Raw genomic sequence first — 22,385 nt, 5'->3', positions numbered from 1 at the left:
TTTTCCTTATTTCTTCGATCTCAACACGGATAAATAATCCTGCACAGCTTGATTATGTGCTTGCAAGCTTGCCGTAAATTTATGTCCACCATTACCAGTCGCAACAAAATAGATGTTATTTGAATCATCTGGATGTAATGCTGCTTCAATTGCCTTTTGGCTTGGCAAAGCAATTGGAGTTGGCGGTAAACCATTAATAGTATAAGTATTATATGGTGTTGGAGTACGGAGGTCTTCTCGGGTAATGTTGCCTTTATAGTTATTACCCATTCCATAAATAACAGTTGGATCCGTTTGTAAACGCATACCAAGTTTTAAACGGCGGACAAAAACTCCAGAAACTTGTGTAAGTTCACTGTCTAAACTCGTTTCTTTCTCAACAATAGAAGCCATAATTAATGCTTCATATTTATCTTTATACGGTAAATTCGGCGCGCGATTTGCCCAAGCTGTATCTAAGGCTTTCATTTGACGATGATATAAATCGGTCAGAATTTTCTTATCAGTCTCGCCTTTGGCAAAGAAATAAGTATTCGGCGCGAACAAGCCCTCTGGATGATCGTAAGGAATCCCAAGCGCTTTCATAAGCTGATCATTAGGTAAATCCAATATTGTATTTTTTACATTTTTATCATTTTTTAATGCAGTAATAAGCTGCTTAAAAGTTGTACCTTCAATCACCAAAACACGGTTCATCTGAGCATTATCAGCATCAGACAACATCTCTAACACTTGTCTTACGCTCATCCCTTGTTCAATTTCATACACACCAGCTTTCATGCTGTCATGAATCATAAACTTCTGATAAAGCTTTAAGACGATAGGAAAGCTAACTTTGTCCTCTTTTGCCAAACGATCAATAAAACCAGAATAAGTTTCCCCAGATGTAATAGATAACATCTGTTTTTTTCCTTCGATAGGATAAGCCTTAAACAAACTTGACCATAAAATCGCAAACGTAAAGATTAAAACAATAAAAAGGCTAATTAGAACCAATCGCTTAGAAAATTTTGGAGCTTGTTTTTTGTTATTTTTCTTGGCGTTTTTTGCTTTCGCATTCACAGGTGGCTTCGGCATATTAATGAATCTGATTTAAGTTAAGGATATGAAATAAATCTATGCATGCCTGTGTATCTAGCATTTTCTCGCCTAAATGAGTAACCACTCGCATAGGGTTTAAAGCATTACAAAAGAATAGACTTTGTATTTCAGATACTTCATCTAATTCAATCACACGTACTTCACAGGCAATACCATGGTGCTGCATACGCGCCAGAATTTCTGCCCGCATTACACCGTGGACGCCATTATAACGAAGTTCAGGAGTAATCCATCTATCATTTAAACGAATAAAACAATTACTACTGACCCCTTCAACAATATAACCTTGTACATCAGTAACTAATGCTTCAGCCCACCCGAGTTGATCTGCTTCTTTTTTTAGCAATACTTGTTCAAGGCGATTTAAAGATTTAAGTCCGACCAAGCTCGGCATAGTTAAACCTAGGGCCTGATTTAAAACACCACACTGGATAGAATCAGGCACAAACGGCTCTAAAGCTTTTGGATAAAACCAGATATAAATATCAGCCTCATGTTTTGGCAAGCTATAACCACGGTCGCCTTCCCCACGACTAATCACAATTTTTAAAGTGCCGTTGAGTACGAGGTTTTGCTTTTGCAGTTGCTGTAAACTCAGTTCAATTAATTCAAAATTTACAGTCAAAGACAGTTTTTGACATGCAAGTTTTAGACGTTGCCAGTGCCTTTCTTTAAGCTCAATTTGGTTTTGAAAAACACGAATTGTAGTAAAGCATCCATCACCATAATGAAAGGCTCGATCTAATAAAGGAATAGTCTCAACGGGTTGCCCATTTTTAAAACACCACATGTTTGTTCCATCCTTTACTAAAAGCCGCACAACAATACACCACCTTTCATTTAAATAATAAATGACTGATTTTAAAAAATTATACCGATTTCGTATCTAGTTTTGAAACTCGTTATATATCAAGATTTAAGAATAGTTTATCTATTTTTAATATTTCTATTTTTTTCATATTAAATTCGTTTTTTATTATTTTTTTAGAATAAAGACTAGCGCTATTCTGCGTTCAAGTTTTGAACATTTCATATTTTTTGAGGATTTATCTCATGCGTTTTTCTCAATTAAAAGTCGGGGTTATCGCTGCACTTGTTTCTGTTTCATCATTTGCAGCCCAAGAGTTTTTAAATGTTTCTTACGATCCTACTCGTGAGCTATATACAGATTTCAACAAACAGTTCGGTACTTACTGGAAAAAACGCACTGGTCAAGATATTGAGTTTAAGCAATCACACGGCGGTTCTGGTAAACAGGCTCGTGCAGTTATCGATGGTTTAAATGCAGATGTGGTGACATTAGCACTTGCAGCAGACATTGATGAAATTGCTGAAAAAGCAAAGTTACTTCCAACAAACTGGCAGAAAAAACTGCCACAAAACTCAACGCCATATACATCAACCATTGTGTTTTTGGTGCGTAAAGGCAACCCAAAGCAAATTAAAGACTGGGCTGATTTAATCAAACCAGGCATAGAAATCATTACACCAAACCCGAAAACCTCTGGTGGTGCTCGTTGGAACTATCTTGCAGCTTGGGCTTGGGCAAAACATCAACCAGGCGGCAATGACGCGAAAGCACAAGAATACGTTCGCCAAATTTATAAACACACTAAAGTTCTAGACTCTGGTGCTCGCGGTGCGACGACTACTTTCGCTGAGCGAGGCATTGGTGATGTATTACTGGCTTGGGAAAATGAAGCTCATTTAGCTATTCGTGAACAGCCCGGCAAATTTGAAATTATTACTCCGTCTCTTTCAATCTTAGCTGAACCTCCAGTTGCAATTGTGGAGAAGAATGCAGCTAAAAAAGGCAACTTAACCATTGCTAAAGGTTATCTCAACTATTTGTACTCACCTGCTGGTCAAGAAATTGCAGCACGTAACTTCTACCGTCCGCGTAACGCAGCTGTTCTTAAAAAATACAGCAATGTATTTAAGCCATTGAAGCTTGTAACAATCGATAAAGAGTTTGGTGGTTGGACAAAAGTACAAAAACAACACTTTGATAATGGTGGTGTTTTCGATCAAATTGTGAAAATCAATAGTGCAGAGAAGTGATTCTTTGCACTAAAAGTAAGGAGAACAGACATGATTCAAACTGTAATTGTTCCGGGTGTAGGTGGCAGTGAACATCAGCATTGGCAATCTTGGTTGCAGCGTCAACTCGTGTCTAGTTCTCGTGTTGAGCAAAAAAACTGGGATAGACCTGTATTAAGTGAATGGGTTGAGCAATTCGTTAAAACAGTTCACGCAGCTCAAGCTCCTGTTCAAATTGTTGCACATAGTTTCGGATGCTTAACGAGTGTAGCTGCTTTAGCTGAGCATCCAGAATTAAAAAGCCAAGTTAAGAAACTAATTTTAGTCGCTCCAGCGAATCCAGCACGCTTTGGGGAAGCAGGGTTTGCTCGCCATAGCTTGACCGACTACAAAGATTATTTTCATCAATTAAAAATTGATGTACCTGCAACGCTACTCATTAGTGAAAATGATCCATGGCTCGGCTTTTTTGATGCATTACAACTTGCAAAATCATGGAAGTTAAATCCCGTTAATCTTGGAGAAGTGGGCCATATTAATGTTGCCTCAGGTTTTGGGCCATTTCCAGATTTGCTGAATTATTTGATTCCAGAAAATTCGATGTGTAGTCACTCATCTATCGACCCGGTAAAAACACATTTCTCTTTGAAATTTGCTTAATACCAATCTTTATACCGCACTGTTTATCTTTATTTATTCGCTTACTGGTTTCAGAAGGCTTTTCTCTTTGAGGAAATATCATGTCGCAGCGATCCCGAGTGCTGCCTGGGTTTGGTCTATCTTTGGGCTTCACCCTCGCCTATGTTTCTTTTATTGTGCTTATTCCATTAGCCGCAGTCTTTATCAAATCATTTGGAATCGGATGGGACGGATTATGGGAAATTTTAACGTCTGAGCGTATTTTGAAATCGCTTCAACTCAGCTTTAGTTCAGCTTTAATCGCAGCATTTATTAATGTTGTGTTTGGTCTGCTTTTGGCTTGGTGTCTTGTTCGTTACAACTTCCCTGGAAAGCGTCTAGTTGATGCATTGGTCGATTTACCTTTTGCGCTTCCGACCGCAGTTGCAGGTATTGCACTGACTTCACTCTATGCACCTACTGGTTGGTTAGGTCAATATCTTGAACCACTTGGTATTCAGGTCGCATATAGCCCAATCGGTATTACGTTGGCATTGGTCTTTATTGGTATTCCATTTATTGTTCGAACCGTTCAGCCGGTACTCAGCGATATTGAAACCGAACTTGAGGAAGCAGCTTCAGCACTTGGTGCAAATCGCTGGCAGACGATTACTAAAATTATTTTACCGATATTACTACCAGCTTTGTTCACAGGTTTTGCTTTAGCATTTGCCCGCGGTGTGGGTGAATATGGTTCAGTTATTTTTATTGCGGGTAACCAGCCGTTTAAAACAGAAATTGCTCCACTCATGATCATTTCACGTCTTGAAGAATATGATTATGCAGGCGCAACAACGATTGCTGCGGTCATGTTAGTTCTCTCTTTCATCATTTTATTTGCCATTAATTTACTTCAAGCGTGGGCAAACCGTCGTACAGGGAGAAATGTCACATGAACCTACATACTGACAGCAATGCGCTTGCGCTTAAATTGCAATCACGAGATGCGACACGTGAACCAACTTGGGTACGTTACACACTCATTACCGTGGCTCTGATTTTTTTCTTAAGCTGCTTGATGTTGCCACTCATTCTGGTTTTTGTAGAAGCATTTAAACAGGGACTTGAAGTCTATGTTCAAGCGTTGATTGATCCAGACACGCTATCGGCAGTGAAATTGACCTTATTAACCGCAGCAATTGCTGTTCCGATTAACGTGATATTTGGTGTTGGCGCTGCATGGGCTGTCTCTAAGTTCCAGTTTAGAGGTAAGGCGATTTTAACAACCATCATTGATATGCCTTTTTCGGTTTCACCCGTTATTGCCGGTTTAATGATTGTATTGATTTTTGGTGCGCAAGGCTGGTTTGGCGGATGGTTAATGGAACATGACATCAAAGTTTTATATGCCGTACCCGCAATTGTTTTAGCCACTATTTTTATTACTGTTCCATTTGTTGCACGTGAGTTAATTCCACTCATGGAGGCTCAAGGAACTGAAGAAGAAGAAGCAGCGATTGTACTCGGTGCATCAGGATGGCAAACCTTTTGGAAGGTCACTCTACCAAACATTAAATGGGGTTTAATTTACGGCGTGATTCTATGTAATGCCCGTGCAATGGGTGAGTTTGGCGCAGTATCTGTAGTTTCTGGCCACATCCGTGGTGAAACCAATACCCTGCCACTTCATGTCGAAATTTTATATAACGAGTACACCTTCAGCGCAGCCTTTGCCGTGTCCTCACTGCTTGCCTTCTTAGCTCTTTTAACACTGATTTTAAAAACTTGGTTAGAGCTACATCAAGATAAACCAGAACCGCATTCAACTGATTCGTAAGGAATGAAATCATGAGTATTCAAGTTAAAAATATTGAAAAACACTTTGGTGCATTCCATGCGCTTAAAAATATTTCCCTAGATTTTCCAGAGGGTGAACTGGTTGCGCTGCTCGGACCATCTGGTTGTGGTAAGACGACGTTACTCCGTATTATTGCAGGTCTAGAATCAGCTGATGGCGGTCAGGTTTTACTTGAAGGCGAAGATGCGACCAATGTACATGTGCGTGAGCGTCAAGTTGGTTTTGTATTCCAGCATTATGCTTTATTCCGCCATATGACCGTATTTGACAATATTGCCTTTGGTTTACGTGTTCGACCTCGTGCAACCCGTCCTTCGGAAGCTGAAATTAAAAAACGTGTCACTCGGTTACTTGATCTAGTCCAACTGGGCTTTTTAGCAGACCGCTACCCTGCTCAGCTTTCAGGCGGACAACGTCAGCGTATTGCTTTAGCACGGGCTTTGGCTGTAGAACCTCGTGTGTTACTACTCGATGAACCATTTGGTGCGCTAGATGCTAAAGTCCGTAAAGAGTTACGCCGCTGGTTACGCAACTTACATGATGAATTGCATATCACTTCAATTTTCGTAACTCACGATCAGGAAGAAGCACTTGAGGTTGCAGACCAGATTATTGTCATGAATAAAGGTAATGTTGAGCAAATCGGTTCACCTCGTGAAGTTTATGAAAAACCTGCAACGCCATTTGTGTTTGATTTCTTGGGTCAGGCAAATCGATTTGAAGGTGAACATACGGAAGGTATCATCCGTATCGGTAATGACCGTATTCAATTACCAACAGCAGTTGAAGCACCTCAAGGAAAAGTGATTGCTTTTGCTCGTCCAGATGAGTTACATATTCACTCGCAACCGCAAGCGAATACCATTGAAGCGACTTTTGTACGTGAAATCTGGATTGCTGGGAAAGTAGTAGCTGAATTACAAGATCGTAATGGACATTTAATCGAAATTGCTCTGAGCAGTGAAGCTGCAAAATTACATGCATTTAAACCTAATCAAACTGTTTGGGTGAGCGCATCTCAATTGCACTTATTTGCAGACCAAGTTGCTTAAGAAATATATTTGGTGAGGAAATATCTTGCGGATCTTTAGACGCTCCTCACCTCTTTTGAGGAAAAGTGTAAATGAACTTTCAACAATTAAGAATTATCCGAGAAACAGTACGCCAAAACTTTAACTTGACGGAAGCATCGGCTGCACTCTACACATCTCAATCAGGTGTAAGTAAGCACATTAAAGATTTAGAAGATGAATTAGGTGTTCAACTTTTCGTTCGTAAAGGTAAACGCCTTTTAGGTTTAACAGAACCGGGCCAGTCACTTCTTAGCATTGTTGAACGCATGTTAGTGGATGCTGAAAATATTAAACGACTTGCCGAAGATTTTAATAAGGTTGACGAAGGAACATTAACGATCGCAACTACGCATACTCAAGCGCGTTATGTATTGCCTCCAATCGTTAATCAATTTAAGAAATTATTCCCAAAAGTACATTTAATTTTACAACAAGCTAGCCCTGTCGAAATTTCAGAAATGCTTTTACAAGGTGAAGCGGATATTGGTATTGCAACAGAGTCTTTAACGACTGAAGAAAATCTGGCTAGTATTCCTTACTACCAATGGCAACACAGTATTATTACCCCACAAAATCATCCTTTAGTGCAGGCGGACAAGATCACTCTAGAACTTTTAGCTGAATATCCACTCATTACATACCATGGTGGTTTTACAGGTCGATCTAAAATTGATAAAGCGTTTGAAGAAGCTCACCTAGATGCAGATATCGTAATGTCAGCTCTTGATGCCGATGTTATTAAAACCTATGTAGAACTCGGCATGGGTGTCGGGATTGTCAATGACGTAGCTTATGACACAGAACGTGATTATCGTTTAAAGCAAACCAAAACTGATATTTTTGGTGTTAATACCACTTGGATTGCAGTTCGCAAAGGTCATCTATTACGCGGTTATGGTTACGAATTTATTTCTTTATGCTCACCTGATGCGGATATTAAAGCGCTTAAGAAAATTGCTTATCCAGATGAATAAAGATTAAAAATAAATAAAAGCGCTTTTTAGCGCTTTTATTTTATTAAGTACAAAAAACGAGCCGTAGCTCGTTTTTTGTTTTGGATCTTACCAGTAGAAGTTCACACCAACTTTACCAACTGGTAACCATTTATATTTATCATCATTACGGATTTCATTTTCTTCCTTATCTACCGCATCTTGAGCAGACGTTGGATTACCATTTACAGGAGCAAGGTTATATTGAGTTAACTGAACTTTTGGATTACCAGTGTAGTAGGCACCTACTTCACCAAATACGCCCCAATTTTTATTAATTTTTGGAGCAAAACCAAAACCTACATAAGGAGCAATATTATTTTCATAATTCATCTTGCCTCTTACGCCACCTTCTTGACCAGCAACTGCTTGTTGATAGTTTTTACCATCAATTGACAATGTCTCACCATTACCAATACGTTTAGCTAAGTCATAATCATTATCTAGATAAGCAGCACCTGCAGCTACATATAAGCCTTGAGCCCATGGATTAGAACTAGCACCCCATGGACGAATTTCAGCATTTAAATAGATATTGTTGTTGTCCATATCTAGGTCATATTTAGTACCATTTACAGATACATCATCTGTCCATGAAATATCGCCACCGTTATAACCCAAAGCTAAACCTACATATGGATTTGCTTGCCATAATAAAGCACCACCGTAACCAGTTGTGCCTACCTCAGCACGCACCCCCACAGGAAGTAATTGTTTTTGATCAAATGCGTAGCTGTCATGAACAACGGCTTCATCTGCCATTGCAGCACCAGCAGCAAATAAAGCTGTTGTTGTTACTAAAACACGTAATGCTTTCATAGTTTTCTCCTCAAAAAGGCTCTGTTTTTAATTTATTCATCTTGTGACTGAAATCATAATAATGACAGCTTAGATTCTTTTTTATACAAAAAATGCTAGATTTCTGTTATTTTTTGATACAAATTGAGTTAAATTTTTATTTTCAAATCATTTTTGTGTAAAAAACACTTGATTATCTAATAAGCTTATTTCGATTTACCTCATTTATATCATCAATCAAACGTAACACGTTTTTTGAAAGATTCTTGTCACAAATTAGTGTAAAATCTTTAAAATTTTTTATGGAAGGAAGATCATGTCTCAGCTTTCTACAATCATTGAGCAAGCATTTGAAGACCGCGCAAATTTTACTGCAGCAGATTGTTCAAGCGAAATTCGCCAAGCTGTTGAAGAAGCAATTGCTGGTTTAGATAACGGTACACTTCGAGTTGCTGAAAAAATCAATGGTGAATGGATTGTTCATCAATGGTTAAAAAAAGCTGTTTTATTATCATTTAAACTTAATGACAATAAACCAATCGAGTCATGTGATCTTCGTTTCTATGACAAAGTTGAAACTAAATTCTCTGGTTGGACTGAAGAGCAATTTAAAGCTGCAGGTGTTCGTGTTGTTCCTCCTGCTGTAGCACGTCGTGGTAGCTTCCAAGCTAAAAACGTGGTGTTAATGCCATCTTATGTCAACATTGGCGCTTATGTAGATGAAGGCACCATGGTTGATACATGGGCAACTGTAGGTTCATGTGCTCAAATCGGTAAAAATGTTCACTTGTCTGGTGGTGTAGGTATTGGTGGTGTTTTAGAACCATTACAAGCTAACCCAACTATTATTGAAGACAACTGCTTTATCGGTGCACGTTCAGAAATCGTTGAAGGCGTTATCGTTGAAGAAGGCTCAGTCATTTCAATGGGCGTTTTCATTGGTCAATCAACTAAAATTTATGACCGTGAAACTGGCGAAATCCATTATGGTCGTGTACCAGCAGGTTCAGTTGTAGTTGCAGGTAGCTTGCCATCTAAATGTGGTACTTACAGCTTATATGCTGCAATTATCGTGAAAAAAGTTGATGCGCAAACACGTTCAAAAACAAGTTTGAACGATTTGTTACGCGCTGACTAATTTGTTATAACTCTCCTGCGGAGCTTTAATCGCTCCTCATCTCTACGATCAAACTGATCGTAGAGATTTTATTTTTTATATAGTGTGGTATTTCTAGAATGGCTTCCTTACGTTCCTCTGCAATTCCTGTCTCAGACCCTGCGTCCGGTTTACGCATTACCGAGATTTTTTACTCGTTGCAGGGTGAAGCAAATGCCTCTGGCCTACCGACTGTATTTATTCGTCTAACAGGCTGTCCATTACGTTGTAGCTATTGCGATACCACCTATTCCTTTGAAGGTGGCGAACGTTTTTCACTTGAACATATCATTGAAACAGCTACACAATTTCAAACACCTTATATTTGTGTAACAGGTGGTGAACCTCTTGCTCAGCCAAACTGTTTGATTTTATTACAACGTTTATGTGAAGCAGGTTTTGACGTTTCTCTAGAAACCAGTGGCGCTCTTGATGTGTCAAAAGTAGACCCTCGTGTCTCTAGAGTTCTGGATTTGAAAACACCAACTTCTGGTGAAGAACATCGCAATCTCATCAGTAATCTTGACCATTTAACACCACGTGACCAAATCAAATTTGTGATTTGTAATCGTGAAGACTATGAATGGTCAAAGCAACAAGTTGAAAAATATCAATTGCAAACCAAAGTCAGTACCGTTTGGTTCTCCCCTGCCTTTGCAGTTGAAAAAGGTGCTGTAGGCCTGCCACGTCTAGCACGTGATCTGGCACAGTGGATACTTGATGATAAATTACCTGTTCGTTTCCAACTTCAGTTACATAAACTGCTTTGGAACGATGAATCAGGTCGTTAATCACTCAATAAAATAAATCATTCCGAATATGGAGAAAAATATGCGCTCTCGTGCCATTGTTTTACTTTCAGGCGGCTTAGACTCAACCACTTGCCTAGCTTGGGCACAAGCGCGCTATGAATGTATTGCTATTAGTTTTATGTATGGCCAACGCTCAACCACTGAACTTGATGCTGCAAAAGCATTAGCTCAGCGTTCAGGTGTTGAACATCGTGTAATTAATATTGATCTAGCAAATTTAGGCGGATCAGCACTTACAGATCACAACATTGCAGTACCAGAACAGTTACAAGAAGGTATTCCTGTAACTTATGTACCAGCGCGTAACACTATTTTCCTCTCATATGCTCTAGCAGCAGCCGAAGTATTTAATGCTGAAGCTATTGTTATTGGTATCAATGCCGTTGATTATTCAGGATATCCTGATTGTCGCCCTGAATTTATTGATGCTTTTGCGAATATGGCCCGTTTAGCCACTAAAGCTGGCGTAGAAGGAAAACCACTTAAGTTTGAAACACCCCTGTTACATTTATCCAAAGCGAATATCATACGTTTAGGGATTGAACATGGCGTAGACTATAGTCAAACGGTATCTTGCTACCAAGCAGATGCTCAAGGACGTGCGTGTGGTAAATGTGACAGTTGCCGTTTGCGTAAAGAAGGCTTTATCGATGCTGGTGTTACCGATCCAACACGCTATATACCGTAATAAGTAGGTAAAATTTATGAAGTTGTTAAAATCAAATCTTATTCTTTCATCTTTATTCTCAGCAGCTGCACTTATGGCTGGTTCAGTTCAAGCAGCTGAAAACCCAGTTCAAGCGGCATATAAAAGCACTAACGTTAAAGGTGCATTAGTTAACGTTTGTAAAGAACAAACTGCTAAAGGCGGCAAGTTAAGTTCATCTGAAGTTAGCAAATTCTGTAGCTGCCAAGTTGAAGCACAAGGTAAAGTGACTGAAGCACAAAAATGGGAAATCCAAAGCGCAATCAATGCGAAGAAAAGCCCAAGTTCTCTAGGATTTGTACAACAACAAAACCGCGATCTTAAAGCATGTTTCGGTCCTCAGTTAACAACTAAGCTTGAAAAGTTAACTGAAGATGCAATGAAGGCAGCTCAACAACAAGCTCCTAAAAAATAAGATTTTAATGTTCCAAATTAAGCCTGCATTTTTGCAGGCTTTTTTATAGTTTTGTTAAAGAGCTTGAGAACCGTGGCATTGATCCATGTGGTGAGGGCGGTGAATTTCATACGACTGTGATTGATGGGCCAATTTTTAACAAAGCAATCCCTGTAAGAAAACTCAATATTGTTTATCATGAGGAATACGCTTTTTTACCACTTGAATTAGATCAAATTTAACTTTTAAAGGATAAGAAATGTCTGAGAATATTCAACTGCCAAATCAGGTGTTCCCTACTACACACGGCGAAGTGAACTTGGCCGAAGTCGAAAATGAATGGTTAATCATTTACTTCTACCCTAAAGACTCAACACCAGGCTGTACAACACAAGCAGTTGGTTTTTCTTGTTTGAAAGATCAATTTGAAGCTTTAGGTGCCCGTATTTTCGGTATTTCACGTGACTCGGTAAAAGCCCATCAAAATTTTACAGAGAAGCAAGCACTTACTATTGATCTGATCAGTGATAAAGAAGAAACTCTTTGTCATCACTTTGATGTGATTAAAGAAAAGAATATGTATGGTAAAAAAGTCATGGGGATTGAACGTTCTACTTTTATTTTCCATAACAAAACTTTAGTTAAAAGCTATCGCAAAGTTAAAGCAGCTGGGCATGCAGAGCAAGTTCTAGAAGACTTAAAAGCCCTACAAACAGCTTAATAAACTTAAGAAACAAAAAGCGGGCATAATGCTCGTTTTTTGTATATCAACAAATTACTTACTCCTTTACTTTGGCGTATGATAAAGACATTAGAATAATTCACGCTAAGGTATTTACATGAGTGTGCTCAAAGTTTGTAATTTACTGTCTAGTGGTCTTGTTATTTCTGCATGCTCTGTTAGTTCATCCAGTATGCCGCCCTCAATTACATCATCTACCACACAAGTTGAAACTCCATCTATAAGAATAAGTTGCCAAGATTTACAAAACCCCGCCTATCAACAAGCTGTACTTAAAATAATTAATCAGATTCGCCAGCAATCACGCCAATGTGGACAACAACATTTCTCTGCAACCAGACCACTAAGTTGGAGTAATAATTTATATAAAGGTGCACTTTCTCATAGTGAAGATATGGCAACACACAACTTTCTCGGACATGTTGGCTCCACGGGGCTAGATTTAAAATCACGTTTGAAACTTTATAATACACTCGGTAAAGCCAACGGTGAAAATGTAGCGAGTGGACAAAAAACTTTAGATGAAGTGATGTCTAGATGGCTATCGAGTCCCTTACATTGTAGTAACCTAATGAACCCTAAATTTACAACTTACGCAATTGCTTGTGCTTCCGATCAATCTGTAAAACAAAAGAGCTATTGGACTCAACAATTTGGTACACGTTAAAAGGAAAAAAGATGCAATCAGATTCGATCACCCCTATTTTAAGAATTTTTGATGTTGGGTTAGCTCAATCATTTTATCTTGAGTTTTTAGGTTTTCAGCTTGATTGGCAACACCAATTTGAAGACAACTTTCCGTTATATTTACAAATTTCTAAAGATGATTGTGTTATTCATTTATCCGAGCATTTTGGAGATGCAAGTCCTCATAGTGCGATCCGTATTTATTGGGAACATATTTATGAGTTGCATAGTGAACTAAGCAAAAAAGATTATAGATTTTCTAAGCCTCAGATTGAAAAAACAGATTGGGAGACACTTGAACTCAGTATCACTGATCCTTTTTCAAACCGAATCATCTTTTGGGCAGATGCTTAATTTATATGCACTTACTCAAAATCATCTAAATTAGAGCGATCATCTTCTTCAAAGCGTTGTTGCAACTGTTGATAAGTGCGTGTTTTTTTAAATTCATCCAAAAATTGAATAGTTCCTACAGGGAAAAACTCTGTTTGGATTTCACCACGATAATAAGCTTCACGCATTGGCGTTGCCGAAATAGAGTCCTTTAAACTATCAAGTTCAACCATAATCCACTCAGGAAATAGTCGCAAATAATAGGAAGACTCATCCTTAAAGTGTCCAATCAAACCAACTTTTGAGTTCGGTTCAATTACGCCATTCACTAAAGATTTGACTTGTTTTACCCATTTTTCGTCATTATAAACATCTACTACATGTACAAAACGAATGCGTTTTTGTTCTTCTAATGAGAAATTTGACAAGATCATTTGCTCACGCTCTACTGCTAAGAATGGATTTTTAATATTACGTTCCATTTGAGCAGAGCCTAATGCCAAAACGACATAGTGGCTTTGTTGTAAGGCAATTTCAATTGTCTGCATATGAGCCAAATGAAATGGTTGAAAACGCCCTATAAAAACGAGATAGTCAAATTTATACATAATTAGATTTTCACTTTTTATGAACTCACCAGTTACTCGCATTAGAAAGAATATGCGCCATAATGAGAACCTAAAAATTAACAACGTGGTTTAAAGCAAGGATAGTACGATGACACTTAGCTGTATTCAACAACCTCATCAACATTTACACGCAAATTTAGAAGGTGGCGTACTCACCTTAGCCATAAATCGTCCAGAAGCAAAAAATGCGCTGTATGGCGAACTTTATTTATGGATTGCTAAAGCACTTGATGAAGCTGACCAAGACAAAGATGTACGAGTAATCGTTCTTCGTGGCGTAGAGCAAGATTTTACCGCTGGGAATGACATGAAAGATTTTATGGGTTTTGTACAAAATCCTAATGCTGGTCCGGCAGGTCAAGTTCCTCCATTTGTACTCCTTAAATCTGCTGCTAGATTATCGAAGCCGCTTATTATTGCAGTAAAAGGTGTGGCAATTGGTATTGGTGTTACGATTTTATTACACGCAGATTTAGTTTTTGCTGACAACACTGCTCTTTTCCAAATTCCATTTGTTAGTCTTGGTCTTTCACCAGAAGGTGGTGCAAGCCAACTATTGATTAAACAAGCGGGTTATCACAAAGCAGTTGAACTTCTATTTACAGCGAAAAAATTTAATGCAGAAACCGCCGTCCAAGCAGGTTTAGTGAATGAAGTTGTTGAAGATGCTTATGCATCGGCTCAGGCAACTGCTCAACATTTAGCAGCTTTACCACTTGCATCCTTAAAACAAACAAAAGCATTGATGAAACATGATTTAGATCAAATTATTGAATGTATTGATCATGAAGCTGAAATCTTTATGCAGCGCGTTCAATCTCCAGAAATGCTAGAAGCTGTACAAGCATTTATGCAAAAACGTAAACCAGATTTCTCACAGTTTAATTAAAATCAATTTCTATGATTTGAATAAACTCAAAGGCAGGCTCTTCATAAGGATGGCTTGCCTTTAATGCTTTTGCTACGGTCTTGGCATTTTCTTCAATTACAATTGTTTCTACACGCCATTCTTCAACTTGTTCGAGTTCACCCAGCTCTCCGATATAAGGATCTGCACCTTTGACTGGTTTAAATTGTCCTGTTCCTTTCACCTGCCATGCACAGTGTTCATAATTACCGATACCACCTGCACCAGCAGAAAATATAGCTTGTTTTGTCGACTCAAGATGTGACTCAGGTACGTAATAAATCAGCTTTAACATAAGTAGAATGACTCGAAACTAGTAAACTAGCTTTAAATCATACCTTTAAAAAAGCTTCTAAATCAAAGTCAGCTCATCATTACCAAATAATTTGCTCCAATAAAGAGGATTTGAATGGCAAGCGCCAAGCCAAACAAGCGCCAGCCCTTATCTTTGGTATACATTGTTCTTATGTGATACTTATTTTTCATCATTTTGATCTCCGATTTTTATCGTTGTTACAGAGAAAGCAAAAATTGATCCAATCTTGAACAAACTATAAAGTGTTAAATAGCCGAATGTCTATAGGCTTATAATTTTTCTAAAATGCTTAAAAGAGCTACACTCATTTATATGTAGCTCTTACTCTGAACAAAATTTTAAAATTCAGTGTACTAACTGCATCTTTATAAGTTTAAGCATTCTATTTCTTTAAATATCTGTTTTCATATATTGTCATCATAAATGCTAAACCACATAAAATTGCGAAGCCGCCAGTCATGGGAATTAATGTGCCGTTATATAGCTGCCCAATAATGGAAGCGAGAATAAGTGACAAAACAGAGGATGCTGCACCAATAATGGAAGCGAGAATAAGTGACAAAACAGAGGATGCTGCACCAATAATGGCCGAAGCCATACCAGCAACATGCCCCATTGGTTCCATTGCAATCGCGTTTAAATTACCAAATAAAGTTCCAAATAATAAAAATAAAATGCAGGCATAAAGCATAAACATCCAGAATGACACAGCCACGCCTAAAAGTTGAACTCCTAAGAAAACCAAAGAAATTAGGCACAAACCTAGAAAACCATAAATACAGATTGGACGCATACCAAACTTCATGACAATTTTAGAATTTGTAAATGAAGCGACGCCCATCACACCTGCAAGCACAGCAAAATAAGCACTAAACTCTTGCCCTGTTTTACCAAACTGCTGCATAAAAATTTGCTGAGAAGTACCTAAGTAACCAATGAATCCACCAAAGCAAAAACCTGCACATAGCAAATAGCTCATGGTGGTTTTGTTACTCACTACTTCTTTAAAACCTTCCTGAAATGCTTGTAGGCGCATAGGTAAACGATTTTCGGGAAGTAATGTCTCTTCCAAACGTAAAGCGACCCATGCCCCGACAACTGTGGCATAGACCATATATAAAACAAAGATCTCACGCCAACCAAAGAAATGGATAATGAGCTGCCCCAAACTTGGTGCAATTGCTGGGGCAACCATAAACACCATCATGATTAAAGACATGATGCGGGCCATTTGAGCTCCGCTGTATTTATCTCTAACAATTGAAATAGAAGCCACATAAGGACCTGATACTCCAACCCCCTGAATGAAACGTCCAACTAGAAACCATTCAAAACTTTGTGTGGTAAAGCACAACAAACTTCCCAAAAAGTAAATAACAATTCCTGTGAATAAAATACGTTTACGGCCAATCGCATCGGATAGAGGGCCTGCAATGAGTTGCCCAATTGTCATACCAGAGAAGATACCAATAATGACCCACTGTGTCTGATTATTATTTTTTAAGTCAAAAACTCGTCCGATTTCCCCCAAAGCAGGTAAGACTGCATCTATCGAAAAAGAAACAATAGACATGAGCAATGCCATCAGCAATGCGAACTCGCGGAAATGGATTTTTGATTTCATTTTTCTTCTCTACTATTTATTAATATTGTACTACATACAAATAAGCCACCTTACGGTGGCTTATTTCAATTTTTCTATTAACCAATAAACTTACGTGCGTTACGGAACATACGTAACCATGCACCATCTTCAGTCCACTCTTCTGGACTCCAAGAGTGTTGAATTGCACGGAAAGTACGCTCTGGGTGTGGCATCATAATCGTTGCACGACCATCTTTAGACGTTACACCAGTAATCGCTTCTGGCGAACCATTCGGGTTCAATGGATAATGTTGAGTCGGATTACCGTGGCTATCAACATAACGCAATGCAACTTGGTTAGATGCGTTCAAGCTTGCAATGTTAGCTTCACTTGCAACAGCACGACCTTCACCATGCGCAACAGCAATCGGTAAAATCGAACCTTCCATACCATCAAGTAATACAGAAACTGATTTTTCAACACGAACATTTACGCTACGAGCTTCAAAAACTTCTGACATATTGCGGTGGAAGCGTGGCCAGTGTTCAGCACCTGGAATAAGCGGCGCCAATTGTGACAACATTTGGCAACCATTACAGATACCTAAGCTGAACGTACCTTCACGGTGGAAGAATTGCTCAAACTGATCACGTAATTTCGCATTGAATAAAACTGATTTTGCCCAGCCACCGCCAGCACCCATTACGTCACCGTAAGAGAAACCACCACAAGTCACCAAGCCTTCAAAATCACTTAAGCTAACGCGACCAGCAAGTAAATCGCTCATGTGCACGTCAACAGTATTGAAACCAACCTTATCAAAGGCTGCCGCCATCTCAATATGACCATTTACACCTTGCTCACGCAAGATCGCCATATTAGGACGACGTGTGTTAATGAACGGTGCTTCAATAGGTTCATTCAAGTCAAATGTTGGTTTAGCAATTAAGCCTTGATGTGATTTATCTGCAATTAAAGCAAATTCTTGGTCAGCAGTTTCTACGTTATCACGTAAACGTTGGATCTGATGAGATACTTCAGACCAAGCTTGCTGTAACTCTGCGCGCTCTAAAGTCAAACCGTTTACAGATAATTGATCTGTGTTGTTTACACGACCAACTACAGCAATTGCATCTTTTAAGCTAGAAGCAGCAACTTCTGCTTGTAAAGCTTCCCAATCAGCTGCTTTGATTTGAAGAACTGCACCAATTTCTTCAGCAAACAAACTTGCTGGAGTTTGGTCTTCTAATGCAACACCTAAACGTGCAGCAAACATCATTTCAGCAACAGTTGCGAGTAAACCACCATCACCAATGTCATGGTAAGCTTGAATTAAACCACGGTTGTTCCAATCTTGAATTAATGCGAAGAACGCTTTGAAATCATCAAAACTATCAACGTCTGGAGTGATTGAGCCGATTGCTTTATATACTTGCGCAAGAATCGAACCACCTAAACGGAACTGGCCTTTAGATAAATCAATACGTACAAGTACTGAATCTTCTAAATTCTTAAGTTCAGGTGTTAAAGTTTTACGAACATCTGTTACTGGAGCAAATGCAGTAATTACACCAGTCATTGGAGATGTTACAGCTTTGTCTTCGCCGTTTTCGTTCCAAGTGGTACGCATTGAAAGTGAGTCTTTACCTACAGGAATTGCAATTCCTAAAGCAGGACACATTTCCATACCAATCGCTTTCACACCTTCAAACAACGCTTGGTCTTCACCTTTTTGACCAGCAGCAGCCATCCAGTTTGCAGAAAGTTTGATATCACTAATTTGTTCAATGTTTGCACATGCAATATTAGTAATTGCTTCAGCAACTGCCAAACGAGCAGACGCTGCTGGATTTAACAATGCAACTGGTGGACGTTCGCCCATCGCCATTGCTTCACCAGTGAAGCCTTGTAAGCTTGTCGTCGTTACTGCTGCATCTGCAACAGGAATCTGCCAACGACCAACCATTTGATCACGTGCAACCATACCTGTAATTGAGCGGTCACCAATGGTGATCAAGAATGACTTAGAAGCAACTGTAGGATTTTTCAATACACGGAAAATCGCATCTTTCAAATCAACTTTTGAAGCGTCAAACTCGTTACCTTTACGCTCAATTGTTTCATAAGAACGTTGCATACGCGGTGTACCACCAAGCATTACTTGCATTGGGATATCAACTGCATTGTTCTGGAACAATGGATCTTCAACAGTTAAGTGACGAGCTTCTGTCGCTTCACCTAACACAGCAAATGGACAACGTTCACGTGCACAGATTGCTTCGAACTGTTCTAATGATTCTGGACGAATTGCGAGAACATAACGCTCTTGTGCTTCATTTGACCAGATTTCCATTGGGCTCATGCCCGGCTCTAATGAAGGAATTTTACGAAGATTAAGAACTGCACCTAACTCATGGTCATTCACAAGTTCAGGCATAGCATTTGATAGACCACCCGCACCAACGTCATGTACAGAAACAATTGGGTTGAAGTCTTCTAAACGCCAGCACGTATCAATCACTTCTTGACAACGGCGTTCCATTTCTGGGTTTTCACGTTGTACAGATGCGAAATCAAGGCTTTCACCCATTGTACCGCTATCTACAGAAGATGCTGCACCACCACCAAGACCGATTAACATTGCAGGGCCACCCAATACAATGAGCAAGTCACCCGGTTGAATCGCATCTTTTTCTACATGGTCAGGACGAATGTTACCGTAACCACCAGCAATCATGATTGGCTTATGGAAGCCCTTCACTTCACCATTTACATTTTGTTCGAAAGTACGGAAATAACCATTTAAGGCAGGACGGCCGAATTCATTGTTAAATGCCGCGCCACCTAATGGACCTTCAATCATGATTTGTAATGGCGATGCCATACGTGAAGGTTTACCGTAGTTTTCTTCCCAAGGTTGTTCAAAACCAGGAATATTTAAGTTAGAAACTGTAAAGCCTGTTAAACCAGCTTTTGGTTTACCACCACGACCAGTTGCACCTTCATCACGGATTTCACCGCCTGAACCAGTTGCAGCACCAGCAAATGGAGAAATTGCTGTTGGGTGGTTATGAGTTTCAACCTTCATTAAAATATGAGCTGCTTGGCTCTTATATTTATAAACAAAGTGACCGTTTTCATCCGCTTTTGGATAAAAACGCATCGTGTCATAACCCACAATTACAGAAGCATTATCTTTGTATGCAGATAAAACGTCAGTTGGTGATTCTTTGTAAGTGTTTTTAATCATCTGGAACAATGATAATGGTTGTTTTTCACCATCAATTGTCCATTCAGAACCGAAGATTTTATGACGACAGTGTTCAGAGTTCGCCTGTGCAAACATCATCAATTCGATATCATTTGGATTACGACCAAGCTTACCGAATGCTTCTGTTAAATAATCAATTTCTTGTTCAGAAAGCGCAAAACCGAACTCATTGTTCGCTTTAACCAAAGCTTCTTTGCCTTGACCCAAGATATCAATTGAATTTAATGGTTTTGGAGCTGTTTCTGAGAATAATGCTTTTGCATCTTCAATTTGAGCAAAAACTGTTTCTGTCATACGGTCATGAAGTACTTGTTTAACTTCATTAGTAATTTCAGTAACACCTTTTAACGTGAATAAAAGACCACGTTCTAAACGGTGTACTGGTGTATTACAGTTTTTGAAAATATCAGTTGCTTTAGAAGACCAAGGTGAAATAGTACCCACACGTGGTGTAACTAAAATCTGAATCTCATCACTTGCAGATTGACGAAGTTCAAAAGACTCACCGTCATTTAATAATTGCAAAGCAGATTGATGTTGCTGCTCGTTGAGCGCTTGATCAAACAAATAGACCCATTGGCTGTCAAAAGATTGAACAGAACTAATTGACGATAAACGTGTTAATAGTTGAGCTTTCTTAAAAGAAGAATGTGCTGCTGCACCGGCCACGATAAACATGTTGATTTTGGCTCCACGGGCAGGTCTTGTGAACCTTACCGCAATGTGACTTTAGAGAGAGCGCATATTCTACTGCTTCTTGCTAAAATCAGCTAGATGTAGAATCAGTATTCTGTAACCTAATTCTGCAAGAAGTGATTTGTTTTTTGTTCAAAATCATTTTTTTAGTCATTCTTGCTAAAAATAAATTGTTGCATGTTTATTCAATAACATAATAAAACCCGAACTAAGACAAACTATGTCGCACCAAGCTAGTGCTTTTAAGTTTTTTTTGGCATGATCAGGTTTTATAGTTTTGAATAATGATAAATGGAACAAATGCGTTGGTTAGAGCTGCTTTCCGCAGTTCGTTTAGGTAGCAAAAAAAGTAGTACAGAACTGGCTCGTAGCCCATTCCATAAAGATTATGACCGCATTATATTTTCTCAAAGTTTTCGTCAGTTAAACCGTAAGACGCAAGTTCACCCTCTAGCACAGCATGATGGCATTCATACCCGCTTAACTCACTCCCTTGAGGTTTCCTGCATTGGTCGCTCAATGGGCATGCTTGCCGCAGAAAAAATAAAAGATGAATTACCAGTGTGGATTTCACCTGCCGATGTCGGGGCAATTATTCAAGCAGCTTGTCTGGCCCACGATATAGGTAATCCCCCTTTCGGACATGCGGGTGAATATGCAATTCGCGAATGGTTCGATGATGCCTCACATGATGATTTTTTGAAAAAACTCAGTCCTGAAGAAGAAGCTGACGTTCGTCAGTTTGAAGGTAATGCTCAAGGATTACGTCTATTAAGTCGCATTGACTATCATCCAAATGATGGCGGTATGCGCTTAACTTATGCAACTTTAGGTGCTTATCTAAAATATCCATGGCTTTCAAAAACAATTGCTTCGCAGGGTGACCGCCCTTCCCATCAAAGAGCAAAGTTTGGTTGTTATCAGTCTGAAAAAGAAATTTTAAAACAGATTGCGGAACAGCTCGGGCTGATTCAACTCGGGGAATATCATTATTGTCGTCACCCACTCACCTATCTACTAGAAGCTGCCGATGACATTTGCTATGCATTAATTGATTTAGAAGATGGCATTGTCTTAAATATGCTGAGTTACCAAGAAGTTGAACCAATATTCCTAAATCTTATTGCCGACTATGGTCAACCTGAAGAGTTGTCTCATCCAAATAGTACATGGCAACAAAAGATCTCGGCATTACGTGGCCGAGTCATGAAACGTCTTGTTGATGAAGTCACTACGGCTTTTGCCAAAAATCACTATGAAATCATTACAGGTCAGCTTAAAGGCAATCTTTTGCAATATTGTTCTCCAGATATTGCAATTGGTATCGAAACTGCCAAGAATCTGGCACGTGATAAAATTTTTGAGCACCCACAAAAGTCTGGTTTAGAAATTATTGCGCATCAAAGTTTGCAAACGATTTTGGATGCATTTGTTCCACTTACAACACCACATAAATCTTTAAGCTTTAAAGAACAACGTTTAATGTCTATCCTTAATCTATATGGTGCTAGCTTTAGCAATAATCACTACAGCAATATCATGCAAGTCCTCGATATTATTAGTAAGTTCTCAGATCATCAGGCTTATAGCTTGGCGCAAGAGTTGCAAGGTAATAAAATTGGCTTGTTTTAAGCTGGCTTGATATAGAAAGAAATAAAACCAGTGTCGTT

The 22,385-nt window shown here is 39.0% G+C and carries 23 protein-coding genes and 1 pseudogene; 16 read left to right on the top strand and 8 right to left on the bottom strand.

Features of this window, described 5'->3' with window-relative positions; translation table 11 throughout:
- Window positions 1–6: 6 nt before the first annotated feature.
- Window positions 7–1,077 carry an endolytic transglycosylase MltG gene (gene mltG, locus HJG58_RS15370; protein ID WP_170249567.1) on the bottom strand — a complete coding sequence of 357 codons (1,071 nt, stop codon included), beginning with the start codon at window positions 1,075–1,077 and terminating at the stop codon, window positions 7–9.
- Window position 1,078: 1 nt separating this feature from the next.
- Window positions 1,079–1,891, bottom strand: a complete 813-nt coding sequence (gene pabC, locus HJG58_RS15365; protein ID WP_060464847.1) for an aminodeoxychorismate lyase — start codon at window positions 1,889–1,891, stop codon at window positions 1,079–1,081.
- 263 nt (window positions 1,892–2,154) lie between these two features.
- Here pabC and HJG58_RS15360 point away from each other — a divergent pair, with 263 nt between their 5' ends.
- The 6 genes from HJG58_RS15360 to HJG58_RS15335 all read left to right on the top strand — a co-directional run bounded on the left by HJG58_RS15360 (window position 2,155) and on the right by HJG58_RS15335 (window position 7,664).
- Window positions 2,155–3,162, top strand: coding sequence for a sulfate ABC transporter substrate-binding protein (locus HJG58_RS15360; RefSeq protein WP_170249566.1), 1,008 nt, complete (start codon window positions 2,155–2,157; stop codon window positions 3,160–3,162).
- A 30-nt stretch (window positions 3,163–3,192) separates the two neighbouring features.
- Window positions 3,193–3,801 (top strand): RBBP9/YdeN family alpha/beta hydrolase, encoded by a 609-nt coding sequence (locus tag HJG58_RS15355; protein WP_170249565.1) that lies wholly within the window; start codon window positions 3,193–3,195, stop codon window positions 3,799–3,801.
- Window positions 3,802–3,881: 80 nt separating this feature from the next.
- Window positions 3,882–4,715 carry a sulfate ABC transporter permease subunit CysT gene (gene cysT, locus HJG58_RS15350; protein ID WP_034679088.1) on the top strand — a complete coding sequence of 278 codons (834 nt, stop codon included), beginning with the start codon at window positions 3,882–3,884 and terminating at the stop codon, window positions 4,713–4,715.
- Entirely contained in the window at window positions 4,712–5,596 is an 885-nt protein-coding gene (cysW, locus tag HJG58_RS15345) for a sulfate ABC transporter permease subunit CysW (RefSeq protein ID WP_170249564.1), read from the top strand. Before cysT ends, cysW begins: the two co-directional genes overlap by 4 nt.
- An 11-nt stretch (window positions 5,597–5,607) precedes the next feature.
- On the top strand, window positions 5,608–6,669 hold the full coding sequence (locus tag HJG58_RS15340) for a sulfate/molybdate ABC transporter ATP-binding protein (RefSeq protein WP_170249563.1): 1,062 nt from the start codon (window positions 5,608–5,610) through the stop codon (window positions 6,667–6,669).
- A 71-nt stretch (window positions 6,670–6,740) separates the two neighbouring features.
- Window positions 6,741–7,664 carry a CysB family HTH-type transcriptional regulator gene (locus HJG58_RS15335; RefSeq protein WP_002118601.1) on the top strand — a complete coding sequence of 308 codons (924 nt, stop codon included), beginning with the start codon at window positions 6,741–6,743 and terminating at the stop codon, window positions 7,662–7,664.
- A gap of 87 nt (window positions 7,665–7,751) precedes the next feature.
- Here HJG58_RS15335 and carO read toward each other — a convergent pair whose 3' ends face one another.
- Complete coding sequence (gene carO / locus HJG58_RS15330; RefSeq protein ID WP_086265453.1) at window positions 7,752–8,501, bottom strand: ornithine uptake porin CarO type 1; 750 nt, start codon at window positions 8,499–8,501, stop codon at window positions 7,752–7,754.
- Between the two features lie 295 nt (window positions 8,502–8,796).
- Here carO and dapD point away from each other — a divergent pair, with 295 nt between their 5' ends.
- The 8 genes and pseudogenes from dapD (at window position 8,797) to HJG58_RS15290 (ending at window position 13,331) form a co-directional block, all read left to right on the top strand.
- Entirely contained in the window at window positions 8,797–9,618 is an 822-nt protein-coding gene (dapD, locus tag HJG58_RS15325; RefSeq protein WP_170249562.1) for a 2,3,4,5-tetrahydropyridine-2,6-dicarboxylate N-succinyltransferase, read from the top strand.
- Between the two features lie 98 nt (window positions 9,619–9,716).
- The gene (gene queE, locus HJG58_RS15320) at window positions 9,717–10,427 is read left to right on the top strand and encodes a 7-carboxy-7-deazaguanine synthase QueE (RefSeq protein ID WP_170249561.1); all 711 of its coding nucleotides are present in this window, start codon (window positions 9,717–9,719) and stop codon (window positions 10,425–10,427) included.
- Window positions 10,428–10,467: 40 nt separating this feature from the next.
- On the top strand, window positions 10,468–11,136 hold the full coding sequence (queC, locus tag HJG58_RS15315) for a 7-cyano-7-deazaguanine synthase QueC (RefSeq protein ID WP_002118843.1): 669 nt from the start codon (window positions 10,468–10,470) through the stop codon (window positions 11,134–11,136).
- Between the two features lie 16 nt (window positions 11,137–11,152).
- Entirely contained in the window at window positions 11,153–11,569 is a 417-nt protein-coding gene (locus tag HJG58_RS15310) for a hypothetical protein (RefSeq protein ID WP_002118993.1), read from the top strand.
- 56 nt (window positions 11,570–11,625) lie between these two features.
- A pseudogene (locus HJG58_RS15305) lies at window positions 11,626–11,790 on the top strand (Dph6-related ATP pyrophosphatase); the annotation flags it as partial.
- Window positions 11,791–11,807: 17 nt separating this feature from the next.
- Entirely contained in the window at window positions 11,808–12,269 is a 462-nt protein-coding gene (locus tag HJG58_RS15300) for a peroxiredoxin (RefSeq protein ID WP_017480568.1), read from the top strand.
- Window positions 12,270–12,387: 118 nt separating this feature from the next.
- Window positions 12,388–12,957 carry a CAP domain-containing protein gene (locus HJG58_RS15295; protein ID WP_170249560.1) on the top strand — a complete coding sequence of 190 codons (570 nt, stop codon included), beginning with the start codon at window positions 12,388–12,390 and terminating at the stop codon, window positions 12,955–12,957.
- A gap of 11 nt (window positions 12,958–12,968) precedes the next feature.
- The gene (locus HJG58_RS15290) at window positions 12,969–13,331 is read left to right on the top strand and encodes a glyoxalase superfamily protein (RefSeq protein ID WP_170249559.1); all 363 of its coding nucleotides are present in this window, start codon (window positions 12,969–12,971) and stop codon (window positions 13,329–13,331) included.
- A gap of 11 nt (window positions 13,332–13,342) precedes the next feature.
- On the opposite strand, the gene HJG58_RS15285 is transcribed toward HJG58_RS15290, so the two are convergent.
- The gene (locus tag HJG58_RS15285) at window positions 13,343–13,918 is read right to left on the bottom strand and encodes a nicotinate-nicotinamide nucleotide adenylyltransferase (RefSeq protein WP_002119001.1); all 576 of its coding nucleotides are present in this window, start codon (window positions 13,916–13,918) and stop codon (window positions 13,343–13,345) included.
- Window positions 13,919–14,027: 109 nt separating this feature from the next.
- On the opposite strand from HJG58_RS15285, the gene HJG58_RS15280 reads away from it, so the two are divergent.
- On the top strand, window positions 14,028–14,828 hold the full coding sequence (locus tag HJG58_RS15280; protein ID WP_170249558.1) for an enoyl-CoA hydratase: 801 nt from the start codon (window positions 14,028–14,030) through the stop codon (window positions 14,826–14,828).
- Here HJG58_RS15280 and HJG58_RS15275 read toward each other — a convergent pair.
- The 4 genes from HJG58_RS15275 to purL form a co-directional block, all read right to left on the bottom strand.
- Complete coding sequence (locus tag HJG58_RS15275) at window positions 14,821–15,141, bottom strand: YqfO family protein (protein WP_086265458.1); 321 nt, start codon at window positions 15,139–15,141, stop codon at window positions 14,821–14,823. The two genes, HJG58_RS15280 and HJG58_RS15275, sit on opposite strands and share 8 nt — an antisense overlap.
- 68 nt (window positions 15,142–15,209) lie before the next feature.
- Window positions 15,210–15,335 (bottom strand): KGW motif small protein, encoded by a 126-nt coding sequence (locus tag HJG58_RS19135; RefSeq protein WP_002118600.1) that lies wholly within the window; start codon window positions 15,333–15,335, stop codon window positions 15,210–15,212.
- A gap of 209 nt (window positions 15,336–15,544) precedes the next feature.
- A complete protein-coding gene (locus HJG58_RS15270) occupies window positions 15,545–16,786 on the bottom strand; it encodes a multidrug effflux MFS transporter (protein ID WP_216076591.1) in 1,242 nt (413 codons plus the stop codon).
- 77 nt (window positions 16,787–16,863) lie between these two features.
- A complete protein-coding gene (gene purL / locus HJG58_RS15265) occupies window positions 16,864–20,697 on the bottom strand; it encodes a phosphoribosylformylglycinamidine synthase (protein ID WP_170249557.1) in 3,834 nt (1,277 codons plus the stop codon).
- A gap of 309 nt (window positions 20,698–21,006) precedes the next feature.
- Here purL and HJG58_RS15260 point away from each other — a divergent pair, with 309 nt between their 5' ends.
- On the top strand, window positions 21,007–22,347 hold the full coding sequence (locus HJG58_RS15260) for a deoxyguanosinetriphosphate triphosphohydrolase (protein ID WP_014207388.1): 1,341 nt from the start codon (window positions 21,007–21,009) through the stop codon (window positions 22,345–22,347).
- Window positions 22,348–22,385 lie beyond the last annotated feature (38 nt).

Origin of the sequence: Acinetobacter geminorum, from assembly GCF_013009345.1 — a bacterium.
GTDB lineage: Bacteria > Pseudomonadota > Gammaproteobacteria > Pseudomonadales > Moraxellaceae > Acinetobacter > Acinetobacter geminorum.
The sequence above is the reverse complement of the archived record's forward strand: the minus strand, read 5'-3'. Positions and strand labels throughout refer to the sequence as shown.

What these genes read in the sequence shown, in the direction of transcription:
- mltG (WP_170249567.1), bottom strand. Translation starts at nt 1,077, where the DNA reads ATGCCGAAGCCACCTGTGAATGCGAAAGCAAAAAACGCCAAGAAAAAT.
- pabC (WP_060464847.1), bottom strand. Translation starts at nt 1,891, where the DNA reads ATGTGGTGTTTTAAAAATGGGCAACCCGTTGAGACTATTCCTTTATTA.
- HJG58_RS15360 (WP_170249566.1), top strand. Translation starts at nt 2,155, where the DNA reads ATGCGTTTTTCTCAATTAAAAGTCGGGGTTATCGCTGCACTTGTTTCT.
- HJG58_RS15355 (WP_170249565.1), top strand. Translation starts at nt 3,193, where the DNA reads ATGATTCAAACTGTAATTGTTCCGGGTGTAGGTGGCAGTGAACATCAG.
- cysT (WP_034679088.1), top strand. Translation starts at nt 3,882, where the DNA reads ATGTCGCAGCGATCCCGAGTGCTGCCTGGGTTTGGTCTATCTTTGGGC.
- cysW (WP_170249564.1), top strand. Translation starts at nt 4,712, where the DNA reads ATGAACCTACATACTGACAGCAATGCGCTTGCGCTTAAATTGCAATCA.
- HJG58_RS15340 (WP_170249563.1), top strand. Translation starts at nt 5,608, where the DNA reads ATGAGTATTCAAGTTAAAAATATTGAAAAACACTTTGGTGCATTCCAT.
- HJG58_RS15335 (WP_002118601.1), top strand. Translation starts at nt 6,741, where the DNA reads ATGAACTTTCAACAATTAAGAATTATCCGAGAAACAGTACGCCAAAAC.
- carO (WP_086265453.1), bottom strand. Translation starts at nt 8,501, where the DNA reads ATGAAAGCATTACGTGTTTTAGTAACAACAACAGCTTTATTTGCTGCT.
- dapD (WP_170249562.1), top strand. Translation starts at nt 8,797, where the DNA reads ATGTCTCAGCTTTCTACAATCATTGAGCAAGCATTTGAAGACCGCGCA.
- queE (WP_170249561.1), top strand. Translation starts at nt 9,717, where the DNA reads ATGGCTTCCTTACGTTCCTCTGCAATTCCTGTCTCAGACCCTGCGTCC.
- queC (WP_002118843.1), top strand. Translation starts at nt 10,468, where the DNA reads ATGCGCTCTCGTGCCATTGTTTTACTTTCAGGCGGCTTAGACTCAACC.
- HJG58_RS15310 (WP_002118993.1), top strand. Translation starts at nt 11,153, where the DNA reads ATGAAGTTGTTAAAATCAAATCTTATTCTTTCATCTTTATTCTCAGCA.
- HJG58_RS15300 (WP_017480568.1), top strand. Translation starts at nt 11,808, where the DNA reads ATGTCTGAGAATATTCAACTGCCAAATCAGGTGTTCCCTACTACACAC.
- HJG58_RS15295 (WP_170249560.1), top strand. Translation starts at nt 12,388, where the DNA reads ATGAGTGTGCTCAAAGTTTGTAATTTACTGTCTAGTGGTCTTGTTATT.
- HJG58_RS15290 (WP_170249559.1), top strand. Translation starts at nt 12,969, where the DNA reads ATGCAATCAGATTCGATCACCCCTATTTTAAGAATTTTTGATGTTGGG.
- HJG58_RS15285 (WP_002119001.1), bottom strand. Translation starts at nt 13,918, where the DNA reads ATGTATAAATTTGACTATCTCGTTTTTATAGGGCGTTTTCAACCATTT.
- HJG58_RS15280 (WP_170249558.1), top strand. Translation starts at nt 14,028, where the DNA reads ATGACACTTAGCTGTATTCAACAACCTCATCAACATTTACACGCAAAT.
- HJG58_RS15275 (WP_086265458.1), bottom strand. Translation starts at nt 15,141, where the DNA reads ATGTTAAAGCTGATTTATTACGTACCTGAGTCACATCTTGAGTCGACA.
- HJG58_RS19135 (WP_002118600.1), bottom strand. Translation starts at nt 15,335, where the DNA reads ATGATGAAAAATAAGTATCACATAAGAACAATGTATACCAAAGATAAG.
- HJG58_RS15270 (WP_216076591.1), bottom strand. Translation starts at nt 16,786, where the DNA reads ATGAAATCAAAAATCCATTTCCGCGAGTTCGCATTGCTGATGGCATTG.
- purL (WP_170249557.1), bottom strand. Translation starts at nt 20,697, where the DNA reads ATGTTTATCGTGGCCGGTGCAGCAGCACATTCTTCTTTTAAGAAAGCT.
- HJG58_RS15260 (WP_014207388.1), top strand. Translation starts at nt 21,007, where the DNA reads ATGGAACAAATGCGTTGGTTAGAGCTGCTTTCCGCAGTTCGTTTAGGT.